This window comes from Microbacterium sp. NPDC057407 (assembly GCF_042803895.1).
Taxonomy (GTDB): Bacteria; Actinomycetota; Actinomycetes; order Actinomycetales; family Microbacteriaceae; genus Microbacterium.
Genome location: NZ_JBHVCA010000010.1, coordinates 1 through 17,224, shown reverse-complemented (window position 1 = coordinate 17,224; position 17,224 = coordinate 1). Strand labels below are relative to the sequence as shown.

The following is a 17,224-nucleotide window of genomic DNA, read 5'->3' as shown; positions in this document are numbered from 1 at the left end:
ACAGTTGTTTTGTCCATTTTTGTCGGTGAATCCTGTATTCCGCGTTGCCTACCGCTCACCTAACGTTCACGTAGTGCGGTCTCTCGACACGACTGCACGCAACCCGAACAGCATTGATGTCTGGACTGCACTCAAGGGAGAGAATGACATGAGCAACACACCGCGGACAAAGTTCCGCATGAATGCGCGCTCGATCGCGCTCATGGCTACGGCGGCGCTGGTCGCCGTAGGTGCGACGGCCTGCTCGTCGGCTGATGAACCGCAGGACGAGGGACCGGTGGAACTCACCTTCCAGGTATGGGGAGATACCGGCATCGCGGAGAAGCAGTGGGAGTCGTACGCGGAAGCCTTCCCTGAAGAAGCCGAGGGCGTCACGATGAATGTTGTCTCGGCTGGGGACAACGACGGCGACGCGATGCAGAAGCTCCGTCTCCAGCTCGCCTCGGGGGAAGACGTGCCCGACATCGTCCAGCTGAACTACTCGGCACTGCCCGAGTTCGCCGAGTCTGGCGTACTCACGGACGTAAAGCCGTACGTCGAGGACTATCTCGGGAACGTTACAGCTGCCGCCGACACGCTCATGCAGTATAAGGACCAGTACCTCGCGATCCCGTACGAGGTGAAGGAGAAGCTGTGGTTCTACCGCACTGATCTCTTCGAGCAGGCCGGGATCGACGTGACCCAGGTCAAGACCCAGGACGACTTCATTGAAGCCGGCGAGAAGCTCAAGGCGGTGGCACCAAACAGCTCCATCTGGAACATCGGACCGAACCCGCCCGAGTACGTATGGGCACAGATCGTCTCCGGCAACGGCGCTCGCTACTCCCAGCAGGAGCCCTGCGAGTTCGTTATCGCCGGCGACGAGGGGACCGCCGACGCGTTCCGTGCCATGAAGGAGCTCCGCGAGTCCGGCGTGGTCAACACGACGTTCGATGACTTCAGCCCGGAGTGGCAGGCCGCTCTTGCCGACGGCACGGTCGCTTCGGTTCCCATCGCCAGCTGGTTCCCCCAGTTCCTGCAGAGCTACGCGCCCGATCTCGCTGGTAAGTGGGCGGTAACCACGTGGCCGGAGATCGGTGGCGCCGTCGATGGCGCAGGCAGCGGCTCAGGTGGCTCGATCTTCGTGATCCCGACGGCCTCGGAGCACCCTGAAGAGGCTGCGGAATTCCTGGCGAAGTCGATGATGACCAAGGAGGGGTCGCTGGCGTTCGCGACGGCCAACCCTGGCTACCTGCCGAATGTGCCCGACGCACTCAACGACCCGTCGATCCTGGAGAACGAGTACTTCGGCACCAGCCTGGTGGACGCGTTCATCGCGGCGGCCGACACGTACGAGATCTTCCCGTATGACCCCGCCTCGCTGAAGACGACTCAGGTGCTGCAGGAGCAGATGGTCGCATACCTGGCCTCGGATGAAGAGGATCCGGCAAGCTTCCTGCAGGCCGCACAGGACGAGCTCACGGCGCAGGTCGGCTGCCCGTACACTTCGTGACACTTCTCGAAGCTGAACCTCGGAAGGAACATCGGAAATGAGCAACGGCGACTCGGGTGGAACCCGGCGAACGGGAACCACCCGAGTCGCCATCTCGAAGCGGGTCAGCAGACCCAGGCGGCCGGCGAGGTGGCGTGACCGCCTCGTCCCCTACCTCTTCATCGCACCCTTCTTGGTGTCATTCACTCTGTTCTTCTTCGTCCCATCGCTCTCATCTGTCGCGCTGAGCTTTTTCAGGTATTCGGGCTACGGCCAGGCGAAGTTCATCGGACTCCAGAACTACCAAGCGCTTTTCGCCTCGCCGAGCTTCTGGCAAGCCGTAGGCAACACCGTCTTTTACTGGCTCGTCCCGATGGTGCCCCTCATCGGCGGAGCTTTCCTCCTCGCGCTGATTGTCTCTTCAAAGCTGAACCGCCTGCGAATCTACAAGCCCCTTCTGTTCGTCCCGCAGATCATGGCGCCGGTTGCCGCGGCGATCGTGTGGCGTGTAATCCTCAGCAACGAGGGACTGATCAACCAGCTCTTCGGACTGGAGGTCAACTGGGCGACCGACCCTGTCGCCAGCCGCTGGGCTGTCGTGCTCCTCCTGGTCTGGCGCGGAATCGGTTGGTACTTTGTCATCTTCCTCGCTGGACTGACGAGCATCCCGGCCGAGCTTGTGGAGGCCGCCCAACTTGACGGGGCGAGCGTAAGGCAGCGCATCATGCATCTCTACATCCCGCTGATGAAGCCGATCTTCCTGTTCGCGATCGTGATCGACACCATCGGCTCCATCCAGCTCTTCACGGAGCCCAACCTGCTCCTGGGACGCGCGCTCGCCAGCGCCGGGGCCCCGGCCTACGCTGCGCCAATCATGAACCAGGTAATCGGAAACATCACCGGCGGACAGTTCGGCCTGGCCGCCGCTGTCGGATGGCTGATGTTCGTGGCAGTGGGCGTCTTTTCCTTCATCCAGTTCCGACTGCTTCGGGAGCGTGAAAATTGACCTCCACACTTGAGAAGCCCGCCATGGCTTCAGGTTCAGTGCCAGCGGTGACGCGCAAGCGTGCGAAGTGGTCGGGCACGCGCCTCGCGCTCAACCTCTTCCTCATCGGCGCCTCGGTTCTCGCGGTCTATCCGTTCTTGGTCATGCTGTTCGGCTCGCTCAAGGAGCCGCGCGAGATCTCTACCAATCCGGGCGGGCCGCCCCTCGAACCCACCCTTGCGAACTACGTCGAGTTGTTCACCGGTGAGTCTGGTGCAGTGATGTGGCGATCGATTCTCAACAGCATCATCGTCTCCGTGCCATTCACTGCGCTGACCGTCCTGCTGTGCGCGATGGCAGGCTATGCGTTCACCAAGTACCGTTTCCGTGGCAGCAACGTGCTCTTCGCTGTCCTGCTTGCGTCGATGCTGATTCCCGCAGAGGTGAACATCCCTGCCCTATACCTCTTCTTTTCGCAGATCGACTGGCTCAACACCTACCAGGTGCAGATCTTCCCCGGCACAGCCAGCGTCCTAGGCATGTTCATGGCACGCCAGTACATGAGCAGTATGCCGACCGAGGTGCTCGAGGCAGCCCGAATCGACGGCGCCGGACACTGGCGCACCTTCTGGAGTGTGGCCGTGCCCATGTCCGCGCCAATCCTCGGAGCCATCGCCGTCCTGACCTTCGTCGCCAAGTGGAGTGACTACCTCTGGCCGAAGGTGATGGTGGGCGACCCAACGTTCCAACCGGCGATGGTCGTGCTGCCCGCCCTGTCCACAGGCATCAGCGGCTTCATCGTCCACTACGAGATCCTGCTCGCTGGCGCCCTAGTGATCACTATCCCCATCCTCATCGTCTTCCTGCGCTTCCAGGACAAACTCATGAACGGCACTACTGCGGGAGCAGTGCGTGGATAGCGAGCAAAGCGCGCGACGCGTGCTCGACGCGCAGGCTGCCTGGCCGAACAAGGGCGTGGCCCACATCTTCCTCGGCCACCCTCATTCCGATCTCGTCGACAAGACCGTTGCGGAGCCTGGCGGAAACTTCTCCCCCGGCTTGTGGACCTTCGGCGTGTCGATCTGGGTCGACGACGGCGCGCAAATCACGAGCTCGGACACCCTCCCCGACCACCAAGTGTCCGCCGTGCTCGGTAGCTCCGCGAACTTCGCACCGCTCTTGGTGTCGGAATGGCCGACGTCAGCATCCCAGTTTCGGACGAAGACCGAGCTGGCATCCCTCCATGACGACGGCGCTTCCGCCGACTTTCTGAAGTTCCAAGTTCGGTCCGAAACGCCTGTGTTCGTGCACCTTCTTGTTCGAAGCGAGGGCCCAGCCGGAGGGAGCCTCACTTCGCTTGCGTGGGACGATGCAGCCTCAGCCCTCATCACCGACGGCGCCGCTCAAATCACCCCCATGACTCGGCCCCACTCAGTACAAATCGAGTCGAACAGGCAAGGCGAGTTCGTGGGAGTTCTCTCCTGGTCGTGCGAAGCTCTGCTCGACGGCGGAGTGCGGGTGGAGCACGCGTATGAGACCAAGGCCGGCGGGGACCTCGTTGAGACCCAGCGACCATTCGCCTCCTACAGTGTCGATACCGGCCTAGCCACCAGTCGCGAACGCTGGCACGACGAGCTGCCCACTCAAGTGTTCGCGCCCGACGAACGTGTCAACTGGACGTGGCAGGCGGCGGCTCACCACATTCTCGCCGGCGCCGAGAGAGGTGTAGCGCGCATCGGCCCCATGGACTATCCCGGCCTGTGGATCCGGGACGGTGTCATTCAAGTCGCCGCGCTGGACGCGATCGGACGACACGACCTGGCACGCAACCTCTGCGAGCACATCGCACCCCAAGTCTTCGCCGGCGGATTCGGCGCCGAGGCGGACGCGCCCGGTCAGGGTGTGTGGGCCATCGAGGCCCACGCGCGAACCACACGCGACGACCAGTGGCTTGAGCGACACTTCCCCTTCATTGAGGTTCGTACCGGGTGGCTGGACCGGATGGTGTCCGCGACGGAGCCGGTCTTCGCCCCGTCAGTGAATCGGATGCCGAGATACCTCACCAGTCCGGCTATCAACCTGATCTGTCAGGCCGCGCGTGACGGTCTCATCGTTGGCCGCATGGATTGGCACTACCCGCTGTTCTACGTCAACGCCTGGGCGATCGCGGGTTACCGAGCTGCCGCCGCCGCTGCCTCACGGCTGGGACGTGGCGAGCTTGCCGAGCAGTGGACCACCAGCGCCGGGACCCTGGAGGCCGCGCTAAACCGAGCCTTCGACAGCGTGGCCTACCTCGACGAACGCGACCCAGCGGTGTCGCCTTACCCGGTTCAACTCGACAGTCCACATTCCTCGATGACGAATAGGTTCACGAGCTGGTATCGGCAGCATCGTCTGAACGAAGCCGGCAAGCGGATCGCCGAGCCGGACTGGACCTACTTCGAAGCAGCGCAGGCACACAACGCCTTCCGCCTCGGGCTGGTGGACGAAGCCTGGACCACCCTGAGCGGCATGCTCGACGACGGCAAATGGCAGCTCGCCACGCACGGGGAAGCGCAAGCCTACCTCCCCTTTGGCGGCGGCGACGACCGCCGCGGCTGGCTCAACCCCGGTCTCGCCGCACACGAGAATCTCCCCCACGGCTGGACCCTCGCCGAGCTGCTCAATGCCCTCGCGAGCATGATGGCCATCGACGAGCCTGAGGGGGTGCTCATCGGTGCAGGCGTGCCGACCGCGTGGGTGGTTCCAGGCGCCCAATTCGGGATCCACGAGTTCGCGACCCGACATGGGAGCTTTTCCTACACCGCCACGGTGTCACACCAAGGGACCATCCGAGTCGCAGCTGCGAGCAGCGCGGTCCCCTGGCGGCTGTCACCTCACCTCAAACTCGGGTAAATCGGTGCGGTCGGCGACCGCGCGCTCATCCCCCCAGATAGGAGACTCTGCATGTTCCCGCCCTTCCATGTCCTTCGGCGGCAGATAGCCCAGCTCATCGCGGACAGCAATGAGCGCGGCCGTGAGGTCGGCGGACTCATGGCAGATCTCAACGCCACCCCGGATGACTACTCGGCGCTTTTTTCCCTCGCGACCCGCGTGGACAACACGCCGACCCGAGCCGGGTGGGAACACTACGAGCCCAGCGACTGGGCCGAGATCGCTGGGGAGCGTTCCGTAGAACACGACGCCGATCGCGAGGTCGATGTCGAGGAAGCATCCGAAAAGGCCCGCGCTGGGTTCCTCGGATCGGTCGCCGGTTGCATCCTCGGCAAGCCAGTGGAGATCATGGCGGACCTGGAAGAGCTGAAAGCAGCTCTGCAGAGCATCGGCGAATGGCCCCTCAACGACTACATCCCCCAAACGATCAAGTCCGTCGGCGGGCTTCGGAGCTTGCATCCTGACTGGCCAGAATGCGTTCGCGAGAATATCGATTCCGTCGCCCCCGACGACGACATCAACTACACGCTCCTCGGCGCGATGCTCCTCGAGAAACATGGCATCTCCTTCACGAAGGCGCACCTACGCAGGCTTTGGCTGGACAATCTCCCGCTCGGCTTCACCTGGGGGCCTGAGCGGGGGTTCCTGACACAGCAGGGTATGCACATGGCGCTTGACGACGAGCCCGACATGGACCTCGAGGCAATGCCACTTCACCTCAATCCGAACAGCGAGTTGTGCGGCGCCATGATCCGAGCCGATGCGTATGGCTACGCGGCGGCGGGCCGGCCCGCGCTGGCAAGCGAGCTCGCATGGCGCGACGCATCGATGACGCACACCGGAAACGGCATCTACGGGTCCATGTTCGCGGCCGCCGCCATCGCAACCGCATTCGTGACCAGCGACTGGCGAGAGATCACGGAGACAGCGCTCGGCTGCGTACCCCAACGAACCCGGTTCGCCACGATCGTCCGAGATTCCATCGACAGAGTCGCAGCGGCTGACGACTGGGAGTCGGCATACTCCGACATCCACGGCCGCTACAGCCAGTACGGCCACTGCCGCGTCTTCCAGGAGACCGGCACTCTCGTGAACACCCTCCGCTTCGCACAGAACGTTGGACACGGGGTCTGCATCCAGGTCAGCCAGGGGAACGACACCGACAGCTACGGCGCGACGGTGGGTGCCATTCTTGGTGTCAAGTTCGGCCCAGGTCATCTGGAAGATCGTTGGTTGACCCCGTTCAAGAACACCATCCGGACGCGCCTGAGCGGTTGGTGGGAGCCATCACTCAGCGCAACAGCCGACCGCATCTCCAAGCTTCCGCGGATCACAGCCCGACCCTGAGCAGCAAGCTGGAAGAGCGAGTTCGGCACGGGCCATGCTCGGCTGCAATCTTCAACACCCGAAGGCAGTCGGTGTTTTGTCCAGGCATCTCGGCGATTCTCGCCTTGCCACGTGGGCGCGACCTGAGGTCGGATCTACCTCAAGGTCACCAAGTGGCATGACAACACCCAATCGGCGCGCTCGTGGCCGGTGCGTCACCCCAGAGATCGGATGAGTAATGAAGCTCAGGAGACATCCCGTCAGGCTCGCGACTGCACTCCTCGCCGCAGCTGCTTGCCTCGGCGCGGGACTGGTGGCGACGGCGCCAGCAGCCGCAGCCGGCTCTATCGACGTCAGCACGTTCGGCGCCGTACCCAACGATGGCGTGGACGACGCCAACGCCATCCAGAACGCGATCAACTACGCCAAGGCCAACAGTATCAGCGTCATTAACCTGGCCGCCGGAACCTTCGACCTCGTCGCCGCGCCATCGACGTCCACGGCCTGGAGCATGACCGCACATCTTTACTTCAAGGACATGCAGAATGTCACTCTGCAAGGGTCGGTCGACGGAAGCGGCAATCCCAGCACCAAGCTCGTCCGGCGACTCAACGCAACCAACGGAACACCACTCGCCGACGCACGGATCATGATCGAGACCAGTGACGGCATCGCGATCAAGAACCTGATCATGGACTCCAACCCGAAGACGGTTGCCACCGGGCAGATCACTGCGGTGAGCGCAAACCAACTGACGCTGGACATCTACTCGACCAGTGCGCGCCTCATCCCGGCGAGCCCCGGCAAGACAGCGATCACGTACACAGACACAGTAAACCCGCAGGGGTTCTCCACAGAGTATGTGCAGGACGGCGGGACCATCGCCAACATCAGCGGCGGATCCGGCCGTCTACAGACGTTCACGGCCAACGGGATCGGAAGCGCCCACTCCAAGATCGCCGTCGGAAACAACTTCTCCTACACAATCACCGGTGGCGGAGGCTACGACAAGTACACGATGCTCTCGAAGAACATTACGTTTGAGAACATTCGAGACCTGAGTACGGTCGGCCTCAACAACCGCGCGTTCGGCACAGACAACCTCACATACGAGAAGTACGTGATCAAGCCGGAGAGCGTCACTCTCCCGGTAGTCAGCAGTCGCGACGGCCTGAACTTCTGCGCCGTCGGCGGATCTGTGACGATCAACAACAGCTACCTCACGGCTACCCTCGACGACACGCTCGCCTTCGGCGGAGCGAACGGTGTCGTCGAGCAGCGCATTTCCAACACGAGCATCCTGATGAACTGGGGCAACCTGATCGACTTCCCAGGGCCCAAGAGCATCGGCCCCGTACCCGTCGGCAGCCGCGTCGGATTCTGGACGACCGATCAAGACGACATTGGGTTCAAGGCTACGGTCACCTCATATAGCTACAACAACAGCACCGACAAAGTCACCTTGACCTTCGCCGAGTCACTTCCGTCGTGGGTGCAGCCGAACATCATCACCACGCCATTCGCACGGCAGTTCAGCAGCTTCCACATGACCAACACCGCCATTCTCAAGGGAAGCATGCGGGTCCTCGACGCGAAGGACGACGTCAGTGTCCCCTACGAGGTCAACAACAACACGTTCTACTACACGGGAGTTGATCTGTCGGGGTTCCTGAAGCCCAATACCTGGCTCGGAAGCATGAACAAGGGGTGGTACTACCACCACAACAACTTCTGGCACTCGAACTTCACCGTCCGAGCGTGGCCGTCCATGACGGACAACCCAAACATGAAGGGCAACTCAGACATCACGTTCAAGAACAACGAGCTCACTCGATCAGTCATCGACATTCAGAACACGAAGAACTCGACGTTCACCAACAACATCTTCCACAACACCTGGATGGGACCGGTCGACCCGGCGAACACCTCTAACGTGGTGCAGAGTCCCAATACGATCGACTACACCGACCCCGCCTTCGCTTTCGCGCCTCCCACCAGTACCCCAGCGCCTACCAACCCGGTGTCGCTGTGGAGCTTCAACGAGAACAGTGGAACTACCGCGGGGGACACGTACGGCGGCAACTCCGGGACCGTCACCGCTGGGTCGTGGGTGACGGGCAGGAGTGGGAGCGCTCTGAGCTTCAACGGCACGACGAGCTACGTCAACATCGGCACACCCTCGTCGCTCGGCTTCACCGGGAACATCACGGTGGCTGCATGGGTGAAACCAACAAGCGTCGGTTCCGAGAGCGTCATCGTCGGAAAGGCCTGGGACGGCTCGACAACGCCATTCTGGCTCTCGCTTCTGAACGGAACGACCGCCAGGTTCGGCCACTATCAGGGCGGCCTGACCGTCGCAGACGGAACGTCCCCCACGAGTCTGACCGACGGGAACTGGCATCACGTGGCAGGCGTCTACGACGGCACGGCGTACAAGACGTACATCGATGGGGTACTGCGAGCAACCACCACGTCGGGCCAGGGGGTCTCCGCCGGCACCGGCAATATCCAGATCGGCCGAATCGACGAGCCTACGAAGAAGTACTTCGCAGGCGGAATCGACCAGGTTCGCATCTACAACACCGCTCTGTCCGCGGCTGACATCAGCGGCCTGTACAGCGCGGGCAACTGAAGACCGGGAGGGGGCGCGTGTTGACCCGGAGCCGCGTCCCCTCCCCACCAGTCGCGAGCACCCCTAGTCCGATAGCAACTTCGTGAAGCCCTTCGTTTCGGATGGAGCGCCCTTGCGAAGACCACCTACCAATGCCTTAACCGCAGGTGCTTAGCCCTAGCACTTGCCTACCGAACTGTCCCGAAAGCGACACCCAATGAACGAGAAACCGGCTACTCCGAGCATCCTCGTCCTCGGCGCAATTAATCAGGACGAGATCGCCCGAGTCGCCCGACATCCGTCTCCCGGCGAGACAGTTCTCGCCGACTCCTTAGAGCAGTCATCGGGCGGGAAAGGTGCGAATCAGGCGGCCGCGGCCGCGCGGTCCGGCTTCCAAGTAAAGGTCAGCATGCTGGGGGCCGTGGGCGACGACCCTTCGGGCACAGAGCAACTGCGAGCGCTACAGACCGCAGGGGTAGACACCGACCTCGTCCGGACGGTCACAGGAGCTTGCACAGGCAGAGCGCTCATTACCGTCAGCGATGATGGAGAGAACTCCATCATCGTTAGCGCTGGCGCCAATGCGATGGTTTCACCGGTCGAGTTTGAAGGGGCCCCATGGCCACAGCTCGTCGTCGGCCAAACCGAAGTTGGGGCTGCACCGGTCGACGCACTTGCCCGATTCGCCACCATGAGCGGAGCCCGACTCGTGCTCAACAATGCGCCCGTCCGCAGGCTCAGCCGCCGCACGCTCGAGCAGGCCGATCCGCTGGTGGTAAACGAGCACGAGGCGGCCGACGTCATCGGCCGATCTGCGGCCTCACCAATCGAACTTGCGACCGAAGTGCGGCGTCAGACTTCCGCCCGATCCGTCGTCGTGACGTTGGGCGCCAGGGGGAGCGTGATCGCGGACGATGATGGTGCGCGAACCGTTTCCGCCGTCGCCGCCCAAGTCGTCAACGACACCACGGGGGCGGGCGATGTATTCGTCGGGAATCTGGCTGCCGCACTCGCGCACCGATTTTCGCTCGACGATGCAGTGCGCCACGCCGCCACCGCCGCGGCTGTCGCAGTGACATGGCATGGGGCGCGAGCGCCAGAGAACGCGGCCCCCGCGTGACCATTGCGAAACTCAAGGTTATGCGGGGGAAGCGTAGTCGTCTCAGATCTGCCCGCCCCGCCTGTTCTTCTGCGTTGCGAACATGGTGCAAGACTCCGAGGTCTAGGCGAGCGTGAAAATCACCGCACTGACCACCTACCCAGTGCCGCCGCGCTGGATGTTCCTCCGTATAGATACGGACGCGGGGATCTCAGGATGGGGGGAACCGATAATCGAAGGGCGCGCCGCCACAGTTGCGCGAGCAGTTGACGAGATGGCCTCCCATTTGGTGGGCACTGACCCTCGAACGGTAGAACGGCACTGGCAGTTGCTCACCCGCGGCGGCTTCTATCGAGGCGGTCCGATTCTCGCCAGCGCAGTGGCCGGTATTGATCAGGCGCTATGGGACATTTTGGGCAAGAGCCTGGGTGTGCCGATCCATCAGTTGCTCGGTGGCGCGGTGCGAGATCGAATCCGGATTTACGGATGGATTGGCGGCGACGACCCCGTGGAGGTTGCCGACCAGGCCGTACAGATGCGAGAGGCCGGATACACCGCTGTGAAGATGAACGGCACGGGGCCGCAGCGACCTATCGGGACGGCGGCAGAAACCGAGGCTCTGCTCCACCGCGTCGGTTCGGTACGAGAGGCCACGGGAAGCGACTTCGACCTCGCGATCGACTTCCATGGCCGCACCTCGTTACCTCAGGCGCGGCGATTGCTACAGCTCCTGGAACCGCACCATCCACTGTTTGTGGAGGAGCCTGTCGCGCCCGAGTACAGCGCGCACCTCGCCGCCATCACCTCGACCACTTCGATTCCGATTGCCACCGGCGAGAGGCTGTATTCGAGGTGGGACTTCGACATGGTCATGCGCGCCGGCATTGCAGTCGCGCAACCGGATGTGTCCCACGCCGGAGGGATATCGGAGGTGCGGAGGATCGCTGCGCAAGCTGAGACCTACAACGTGGCGCTCGCGCCGCATTGTCCGCTCGGCCCAATCGCGCTGGCGGCCAGCTTGCATGTCGGCGCCGCGAGTCCGAACCTGCTCATTCAGGAGCATAGCTTGAGCATCCACTACAACGATGGCGCCGACATGCTGGACTACCTCCTTGACTCATCGGTGTTCACGCATGTTGACGGGTTCGTCGCCGTCCCGAGCGGAGCCGGGCTTGGCATCGAGATCGACGACAAGCAGGTAGCGCGGATGGCTGAGATCGGCCACGACTGGCAGACCCCTACTTGGACTCGCGATGATGGCTCTCTCGCGGAGTGGTGACGCCTATGGTGGCGTTTGAGGTCACGATCGACGCCCGGCGCGGGGGGCGATGGGTCGAGCTTCGAGACCCCCGTGGACGGCAGTGGCTATGGAGCCGCCCTGACGCGCGACGCGATTCGGTTCGTCCGGGAGATAGCTTCGTTGACGTCGGAGGCCTGGAAGAGTGCTACCCGACTATCGGCGACCTTCCCGACCACGGCGACTTGTGGACGCGCTCTTGGCAGACACTTCCAAGCGGCCCCCGTGCAGCGGTGCACCAGGTCGAGACGCGTGACGCGACGTTGACTAGGTCTGTGGTCGCCAGCAAACGCGCCGTAGTCGCTGAGTATGAACTGCGCGCGATCCCCGGCACACGATTCATCTGGGCCGCCCACGCCCTTCTGGAGCTCGCAGTCGGGGCGCGAATACTCGCAGCCGACGGACCGGCACGGGCGTGGCCGGGCCACCATCAACCGTATGAGACGAGCTGGCCGCGCCCTCTCGGGATCGACTACTCGCTGCTCGGCCCCAACGACGGATCGGCGATGTTTTGCCTGTTGCCGGGTCGAGACTCGGTTATGGTTCAAGACGGGGCCGACCGGTTGCGGTTCCGGCTGCGCTGCCCGAGTCAGCCCGTTTCCGTTGGGCTGTGGCGCAACCTCGGCGGGTTTCCGCGGGATGCGCCGGAGACATACCGCAGCATCGGGATCGAGCCGATGCTAGGTCGCGTATTCGACTTACATGCCGCCGGTCCTGAGGACGCGGCAGTGGTACCCCCGACGGGATCCGTTCGGTGGAAGTTGACGATCGACTCCCCGTAGTCGACAATCGGGCGGGTTTGGAATACTGGGCCAAGCCCGGGATATCTGTCGAGCTTCGAGCTCGACGTGACAACCGTGAGCTGCGCCTCACCCGAACAAGCCGGCGTGCCGGCGCACGACGGCGAGGTCTGTCCGTCACGGTCCTCATCAACACTGACGTGTTATTCAGGTCAGGGCCAAGCCGATGCACTGGCCCGAAATCTGCGGTCGTCGCGCGATCGCTGCGTATCTTCCAACGCTGGCCACGCCGCCCCCGACACGTGCACGAGTGGTGCGTTCGCGACGACGCACGACTCGCCCGCTGGCCCGCCACGGCGCGAAAGGCTCTGAACGCCTTCTACTCTCGGATCGCCAGCAGCCAGCTCCGACGCACGAAAAAGTCGGGAGAACGGGGGGCTTGTCCTTCAAGGGTCTTCTCCGCAGCCGGACATTCGCTCCGACCGGCACCGAGCCAGGAACTAAATCTCGCCGATCGCTAGGCCGAGGCGTAGGTACATCTCGGTAACCGCTTCATCGTTGACCCTGTACCGCACCCGCTGACCCCGCGCGGCGAGCTCACGTGGCGGGTCTGCGATGAGCAGTCCGAACTTGAGGAGCTCGTCGATGCCGGTGATCACGGTCTGCTCGGGGAGGTCAAGGGCAGCGGAGATCTCCTTGCGCCCACCGTTCGGGTGCGCGCGAAGGTGGCCGATGATGCCGGCCTTGAGCATGCTGCCGAATGCCTTGATGGGATCCTCCGCGGCGTCTGCATTCGCGGGGCGGGCGACTCTCGGCATGCCTCATTCTTTCTCGGACGGGATGCCGGCGTCCAGCCAAACCGTATGAATTAGTTCTACACATTCCGAGTGTATGCATGTACTCTACACTCATGTCAACGACGGAACACCGACCCACCGCAGCGCTTGCGGCGCGCATGGTGTCCCCCGAAGTTCCGACAGACAACGCTTGCCGTCCAGGCGTAGGGTTCCACCCAAGCGCGTCGAGCCCTCCCCCTGGCAACCCGCGCTATGTGGCCATGCGCATCACCCGAAACGTGGGAAGCAGTCCTTTTCGGATCGACCTTTTCGTGCGTAGGATGCCCAGCACGGCGTGTCCCCCACGTGTTGCAACTCGCACCGATCGGGGCCGTCCGGTTGCCGGGAGGTGCGGGTAATGACGTCACCGAATCCTGCAGCGCGCCGCGCCCGCGCATGGGCCATCGCAGGCGGCACGATCCTGCTCGCCGGGATCATCGCCATCATCGTCGTCGCGGTATCGAACCAGCGACCTTCGCATCCAATCCCGACGGACACTCCAACATCTTCCCCCTCCTCGACTCCCGCGCCCACCGATCCGAGCGACGCAGTGGTGGACGCGGGAGCCGAAGAGAACGGCTGGCGCGGCGAACCGATCACCACCGACGCGGAACTGTACGCGGCCGCCGCGCTCGAGGCCGCCGCGACGTTCGATACGACGAAGACCACGCGAGACGAATGGCTCGCCTACTTGGACGCGTGGTTCACTCCCGACACTCGCTACAGCTCAGCCGAGGACCAACTCGAACGGATGCAAGCGGCGCAGCTCGAGATGCGGCAAGGAGTGGTCCTGCCCGAGCAGGAGTGGAATTCGCTCGCGGCCGAGGACGGCCGGGTGGTCGCTGACGCTGAGAGCGTCGTAACCGGTCCCGTTCCCGATGACGCCTCGGGCGACATGGCGATCGCGACAGGGGACGTCGTGCTGACGTTCACACGCGCCGATGGTTCTGGGGGCGAGTCCTCGTTCGAGGAGACAGTCCGGGTGAGTGTGCAGACACTGTGCGGTCCGGGGTCGGTTCCGACTCCGGACTCGGCGCAGCGGGCTGGGGACTGCAAGGTGGTGCGTTACTTCACGGAGCCTGTAGAGCCCTGACATGCCCGCCCCGGCCGCTGCCGTCACTGCCCTCGCCGTAACGAGGACGGGACGCCGCGTAGTGGTCGGCACCCTGATCGGCCTTCTGCTTATGGCCGGGATCACGCTTACTCCGCTTATCGCGATCCCGTTCGCCGTGGTCGGGGCGAGCGCAGAAGCACCCGCCGGCGAGGAGCCCGGTGGTGGTCCTGCGGTGAAGGGTGAATGGGGATATCCGCTCGCCGGCACCTATACGAAGGGGCGCGGCTTCGGATACGGCCCGGTGGTCGGGTGCGGCTACTGCTCCGTCGATCACGGCGGGTACGACATGGCCCAGGAATGTGGCAGCACGATCTACGCGGCCGGACCCGGCGAAGTGATCACGGCCGGTGTGTACCAGGGCTTCGGCAACACGGTGCGCATCGACCACGGCGACGGCCTGGTCACCATCTACGGCCACATGCGATGGGGCTCGATCCGGGTTCAAGTCGGCGAGCCCGTGACTGCTGGAACGGCCCTCGGTGCTGAGGGGAACACCGGTCGGTCGTTCGGCTGCCATCTGCATTTCGAGGTCCGGAACCACGACGTCCGGCTCGATCCACGACCGTTCATGGCCGCGCGCGGCCTCCCCTTGATCTGAGAGCACCCATTGGAAGGAACTGCCATGGCCACCCCGCTTCGCATCCCGCTGGACGTCGACGTCCCTGACATTCAACCGGACTACTCCGCCCCCTTTTTCGAGGGATTCCAAGTCATCGCGTCCTGGATCCTCGCCGCGGCGATGCTCGTGGTCCTGGTGATGCTGATCATCGCCGGCGCCGCCCTCGCCTTCCGGGGGCTCGCCTCGGACAGGGTGCGCACCTGGGCGGGGGAGAGCATCATGTGGATCTTCCTCGCCGCTGCTGTCCTCGGCGCCGCTAGCGGACTGTTCGCCTTCTTCGTGAACTTCGACTTCGGCTTCTGACATGCACGCCGCGCGCATCCTGGTCACTTCGCTCGCGCTCGGCGCAGGCCTGGCGATCGGCGCGCAAGCACCCGCGTTTGCCGATTCCGCGCACCAGCCACTAACGCAGGTCGACGCCGCGGCGACAGCAGTGACGGGCGAATCCTGGTCCGCGCCCGCTTTCCCCGTCGATTGCAAGGCAGCAAGCGACCAGATCACCTGCACCCCCACGAATCCCGTGGAAGTCGACGCTCAGACGTGTTACCTCTGGGTGCTCTACCAAGGTGACAAGGCCACGGTCTGCACAACCTACGAGGGCCACGCCGACGCCATCAAGCTCGCGGGAGGATCTCCGGCGTTGGTCGAGTACGGCTGCAGCATCGGAGACGTCGCCTGCGTCACGTTTGAGAACGCCGGTCGCGGGATGGCGATGGGCGCAACCTCGATGATGTACACGGTCGCCGCGAACATGCGCTTCGACACCTCGTCGCTGCTGTGGGATGCCGCGACCGGGGAGTGGTCGTTCTGGGCGTGGGCGATCCTGATCGTCACGTTCGGGTCCATGGTGTGGGCCGTGACCGCCGCCGTGGTCTCTGGCGACCGCGGAGAGGTCGTCGCGGCGATCGGCCGATCTTTCGTAGCGGTCGCGGCCGTGCCAATCACTCTGTGGCTGACGGGTCATCTGCTCAATGCGGTGGATGACATGACCTGGTACATCATGAACCGCGACGGGCCTTCGGCTCTGTTCGCGACTCTGCAGGGTGTGATGTGGGCGGGCGGGCAAGCGAACTACTTCTTTGCGTTCCTCATCCACGGGCTACTAATGGTCGGGATGCTGCTGCTCATGCTCGTCTTCACGTTCCGCAACATCGTCCTGGCCGCCCTTATCGCCGTCGGCCCCGTCGCGTGGATGCTCTTCCCCGTGCGCGGCGTCGGTCCGCAGTGGGTGGTCCGCTACGTGTCCGCAGTCGTCGTGCTGCTCTTGACCGGTCCGCTGACGATCGGGTTCGTCACGCTGATCATCAACGGGCTCTCGGCAGTGAGCACGATCTGGGATCCGCAGGCGTGGCCGCTGCTGTTCGGCCTCGCCCTGGTCGCTTTTGCACCGTTCGCGATCTTCGGTCTCTTCAGCTTCGTGGGCGCGGTCGCCGCCGACGGCGTTGGATCCCGCCTGGGCAGCCATGCCGGCCAGCTCGGCGGTCGCGCGGCCCGCACGGCGGTCGCCATCCCGACTCGGCTGGGGAGCGCTCCGGCGGGTGTCGCGAGCAGCGCTACAGGTCGGACGAGCCGCACCGCGACGGCCACTCCTAGCTCGGCCAGCGGGGCTAAGCCATCCACTGCTCAAGGTGCCGGCTCACCCGCGAACAGAACCGCCGGCACCACCTCGACCGCCCCGACGCAGGGTCGTACGGCGACCCCCGCGCCACAGCAGAGCGCGGGTTCCACCCCGCCACCGTCGTCGCCTCGAGTGGAGAGGACCTCGTCATGACCACGACTCCCGATCTCGCTCGCCCGGTCCGGCTCCCGCGTCGATCTCGTCAGGGCATCGTAATGGGCATGGACGGGTGGCAACTCACCTTCCTCGCTGCCGCCGCCATCACCGTGCTGATCGCCGTGAACCGGTTCGGCCCGCCCGGGCTCCTCTACGCGGCGCCGATCTACCTCGCCCTCGGCGGCACCGCCGTCGCAACCATCCACGGAATCTCCGCACCACGCATGGGCGGACTGTGGGTGATGAAGCAGATCCGCCGCGCGACCGGCGCGACCGAGCAGCACTTCCGGCCGGAACGTCGCGAACTGGTCGGGACATTGAACCTGCCGGGGGTGCGGGCGTCGATCCAGTTCTGGGATGTCAACGACGTCGCCTGCCTGTACAACCCGCATGACCGGACGGTGTCGGTGACCGCGGA

General features: G+C 64.0%; 14 protein-coding genes. 13 read left to right on the top strand and 1 reads right to left on the bottom strand.

Features of this window, described 5'->3' with window-relative positions; genetic code table 11:
• Positions 1 to 73: 73 nt before the first annotated feature.
• The 8 genes from ACFUTX_RS16340 (at position 74) to dgoD (ending at position 11,705) form a co-directional block, all read left to right on the top strand.
• Positions 74 to 1,492: an ABC transporter substrate-binding protein gene (locus ACFUTX_RS16340; RefSeq protein WP_378867140.1), complete on the top strand. Its 1,419-nt coding sequence runs from the start codon at positions 74 to 76 to the stop codon at positions 1,490 to 1,492.
• 37 nt (positions 1,493 to 1,529) lie between these two features.
• On the top strand, positions 1,530 to 2,477 hold the full coding sequence (locus tag ACFUTX_RS16335) for a carbohydrate ABC transporter permease (RefSeq protein ID WP_378867137.1): 948 nt from the start codon (positions 1,530 to 1,532) through the stop codon (positions 2,475 to 2,477).
• Between the two features lie 23 nt (positions 2,478 to 2,500).
• Positions 2,501 to 3,376 (top strand): carbohydrate ABC transporter permease, encoded by an 876-nt coding sequence (locus tag ACFUTX_RS16330; RefSeq protein ID WP_378867135.1) that lies wholly within the window; start codon positions 2,501 to 2,503, stop codon positions 3,374 to 3,376.
• On the top strand, positions 3,369 to 5,351 hold the full coding sequence (locus ACFUTX_RS16325) for a hypothetical protein (protein ID WP_378867132.1): 1,983 nt from the start codon (positions 3,369 to 3,371) through the stop codon (positions 5,349 to 5,351). Before ACFUTX_RS16330 ends, ACFUTX_RS16325 begins: the two co-directional genes overlap by 8 nt.
• A 51-nt stretch (positions 5,352 to 5,402) precedes the next feature.
• Positions 5,403 to 6,737, top strand: coding sequence for an ADP-ribosylglycohydrolase family protein (locus ACFUTX_RS16320; RefSeq protein WP_378867129.1), 1,335 nt, complete (start codon positions 5,403 to 5,405; stop codon positions 6,735 to 6,737).
• A gap of 217 nt (positions 6,738 to 6,954) precedes the next feature.
• Positions 6,955 to 9,348, top strand: a complete 2,394-nt coding sequence (locus tag ACFUTX_RS16315; protein WP_378867126.1) for a LamG-like jellyroll fold domain-containing protein — start codon at positions 6,955 to 6,957, stop codon at positions 9,346 to 9,348.
• Between the two features lie 196 nt (positions 9,349 to 9,544).
• The gene (locus tag ACFUTX_RS16310) at positions 9,545 to 10,447 is read left to right on the top strand and encodes a ribokinase (RefSeq protein ID WP_378867123.1); all 903 of its coding nucleotides are present in this window, start codon (positions 9,545 to 9,547) and stop codon (positions 10,445 to 10,447) included.
• Positions 10,448 to 10,559: 112 nt separating this feature from the next.
• Positions 10,560 to 11,705, top strand: coding sequence for a galactonate dehydratase (gene dgoD / locus ACFUTX_RS16305; RefSeq protein WP_378867120.1), 1,146 nt, complete (start codon positions 10,560 to 10,562; stop codon positions 11,703 to 11,705).
• Between the two features lie 1,258 nt (positions 11,706 to 12,963).
• Here dgoD and ACFUTX_RS16300 read toward each other — a convergent pair.
• Positions 12,964 to 13,281 carry a hypothetical protein gene (locus tag ACFUTX_RS16300; protein WP_378867117.1) on the bottom strand — a complete coding sequence of 106 codons (318 nt, stop codon included), beginning with the start codon at positions 13,279 to 13,281 and terminating at the stop codon, positions 12,964 to 12,966.
• 376 nt (positions 13,282 to 13,657) lie between these two features.
• On the opposite strand from ACFUTX_RS16300, the gene ACFUTX_RS16295 reads away from it, so the two are divergent.
• The 5 genes from ACFUTX_RS16295 to ACFUTX_RS16275 all read left to right on the top strand — a co-directional run.
• The gene (locus tag ACFUTX_RS16295) at positions 13,658 to 14,392 is read left to right on the top strand and encodes a hypothetical protein (protein WP_378867114.1); all 735 of its coding nucleotides are present in this window, start codon (positions 13,658 to 13,660) and stop codon (positions 14,390 to 14,392) included.
• A 61-nt stretch (positions 14,393 to 14,453) separates the two neighbouring features.
• On the top strand, positions 14,454 to 15,011 hold the full coding sequence (locus ACFUTX_RS16290; protein WP_378867111.1) for a M23 family metallopeptidase: 558 nt from the start codon (positions 14,454 to 14,456) through the stop codon (positions 15,009 to 15,011).
• Between the two features lie 24 nt (positions 15,012 to 15,035).
• A complete protein-coding gene (locus ACFUTX_RS16285) occupies positions 15,036 to 15,335 on the top strand; it encodes a hypothetical protein (RefSeq protein WP_378867108.1) in 300 nt (99 codons plus the stop codon).
• Between the two features lie 217 nt (positions 15,336 to 15,552).
• Complete coding sequence (locus ACFUTX_RS16280; RefSeq protein ID WP_378867107.1) at positions 15,553 to 16,803, top strand: hypothetical protein; 1,251 nt, start codon at positions 15,553 to 15,555, stop codon at positions 16,801 to 16,803.
• Positions 16,800 to 17,224 (top strand): SCO6880 family protein (locus ACFUTX_RS16275; protein WP_378867104.1); only part of this gene is annotated, 425 nt, incomplete at its 3' end. The genes ACFUTX_RS16280 and ACFUTX_RS16275, both read left to right, overlap by 4 nt.

Bases quoted from the DNA above. Each gene is read 5' to 3' on its own strand.
- ACFUTX_RS16335 (WP_378867137.1), top strand. From the start codon at position 1,530: ATGAGCAACGGCGACTCGGGTGGAACCCGGCGAACGGGAACCACCCGA.
- ACFUTX_RS16330 (WP_378867135.1), top strand. From the start codon at position 2,501: ATGGCTTCAGGTTCAGTGCCAGCGGTGACGCGCAAGCGTGCGAAGTGG.
- ACFUTX_RS16320 (WP_378867129.1), top strand. From the start codon at position 5,403: ATGTTCCCGCCCTTCCATGTCCTTCGGCGGCAGATAGCCCAGCTCATC.
- ACFUTX_RS16315 (WP_378867126.1), top strand. From the start codon at position 6,955: ATGAAGCTCAGGAGACATCCCGTCAGGCTCGCGACTGCACTCCTCGCC.
- ACFUTX_RS16310 (WP_378867123.1), top strand. From the start codon at position 9,545: ATGAACGAGAAACCGGCTACTCCGAGCATCCTCGTCCTCGGCGCAATT.
- ACFUTX_RS16300 (WP_378867117.1), bottom strand. From the start codon at position 13,281: ATGCCGAGAGTCGCCCGCCCCGCGAATGCAGACGCCGCGGAGGATCCC.
- ACFUTX_RS16295 (WP_378867114.1), top strand. From the start codon at position 13,658: ATGACGTCACCGAATCCTGCAGCGCGCCGCGCCCGCGCATGGGCCATC.
- ACFUTX_RS16285 (WP_378867108.1), top strand. From the start codon at position 15,036: ATGGCCACCCCGCTTCGCATCCCGCTGGACGTCGACGTCCCTGACATT.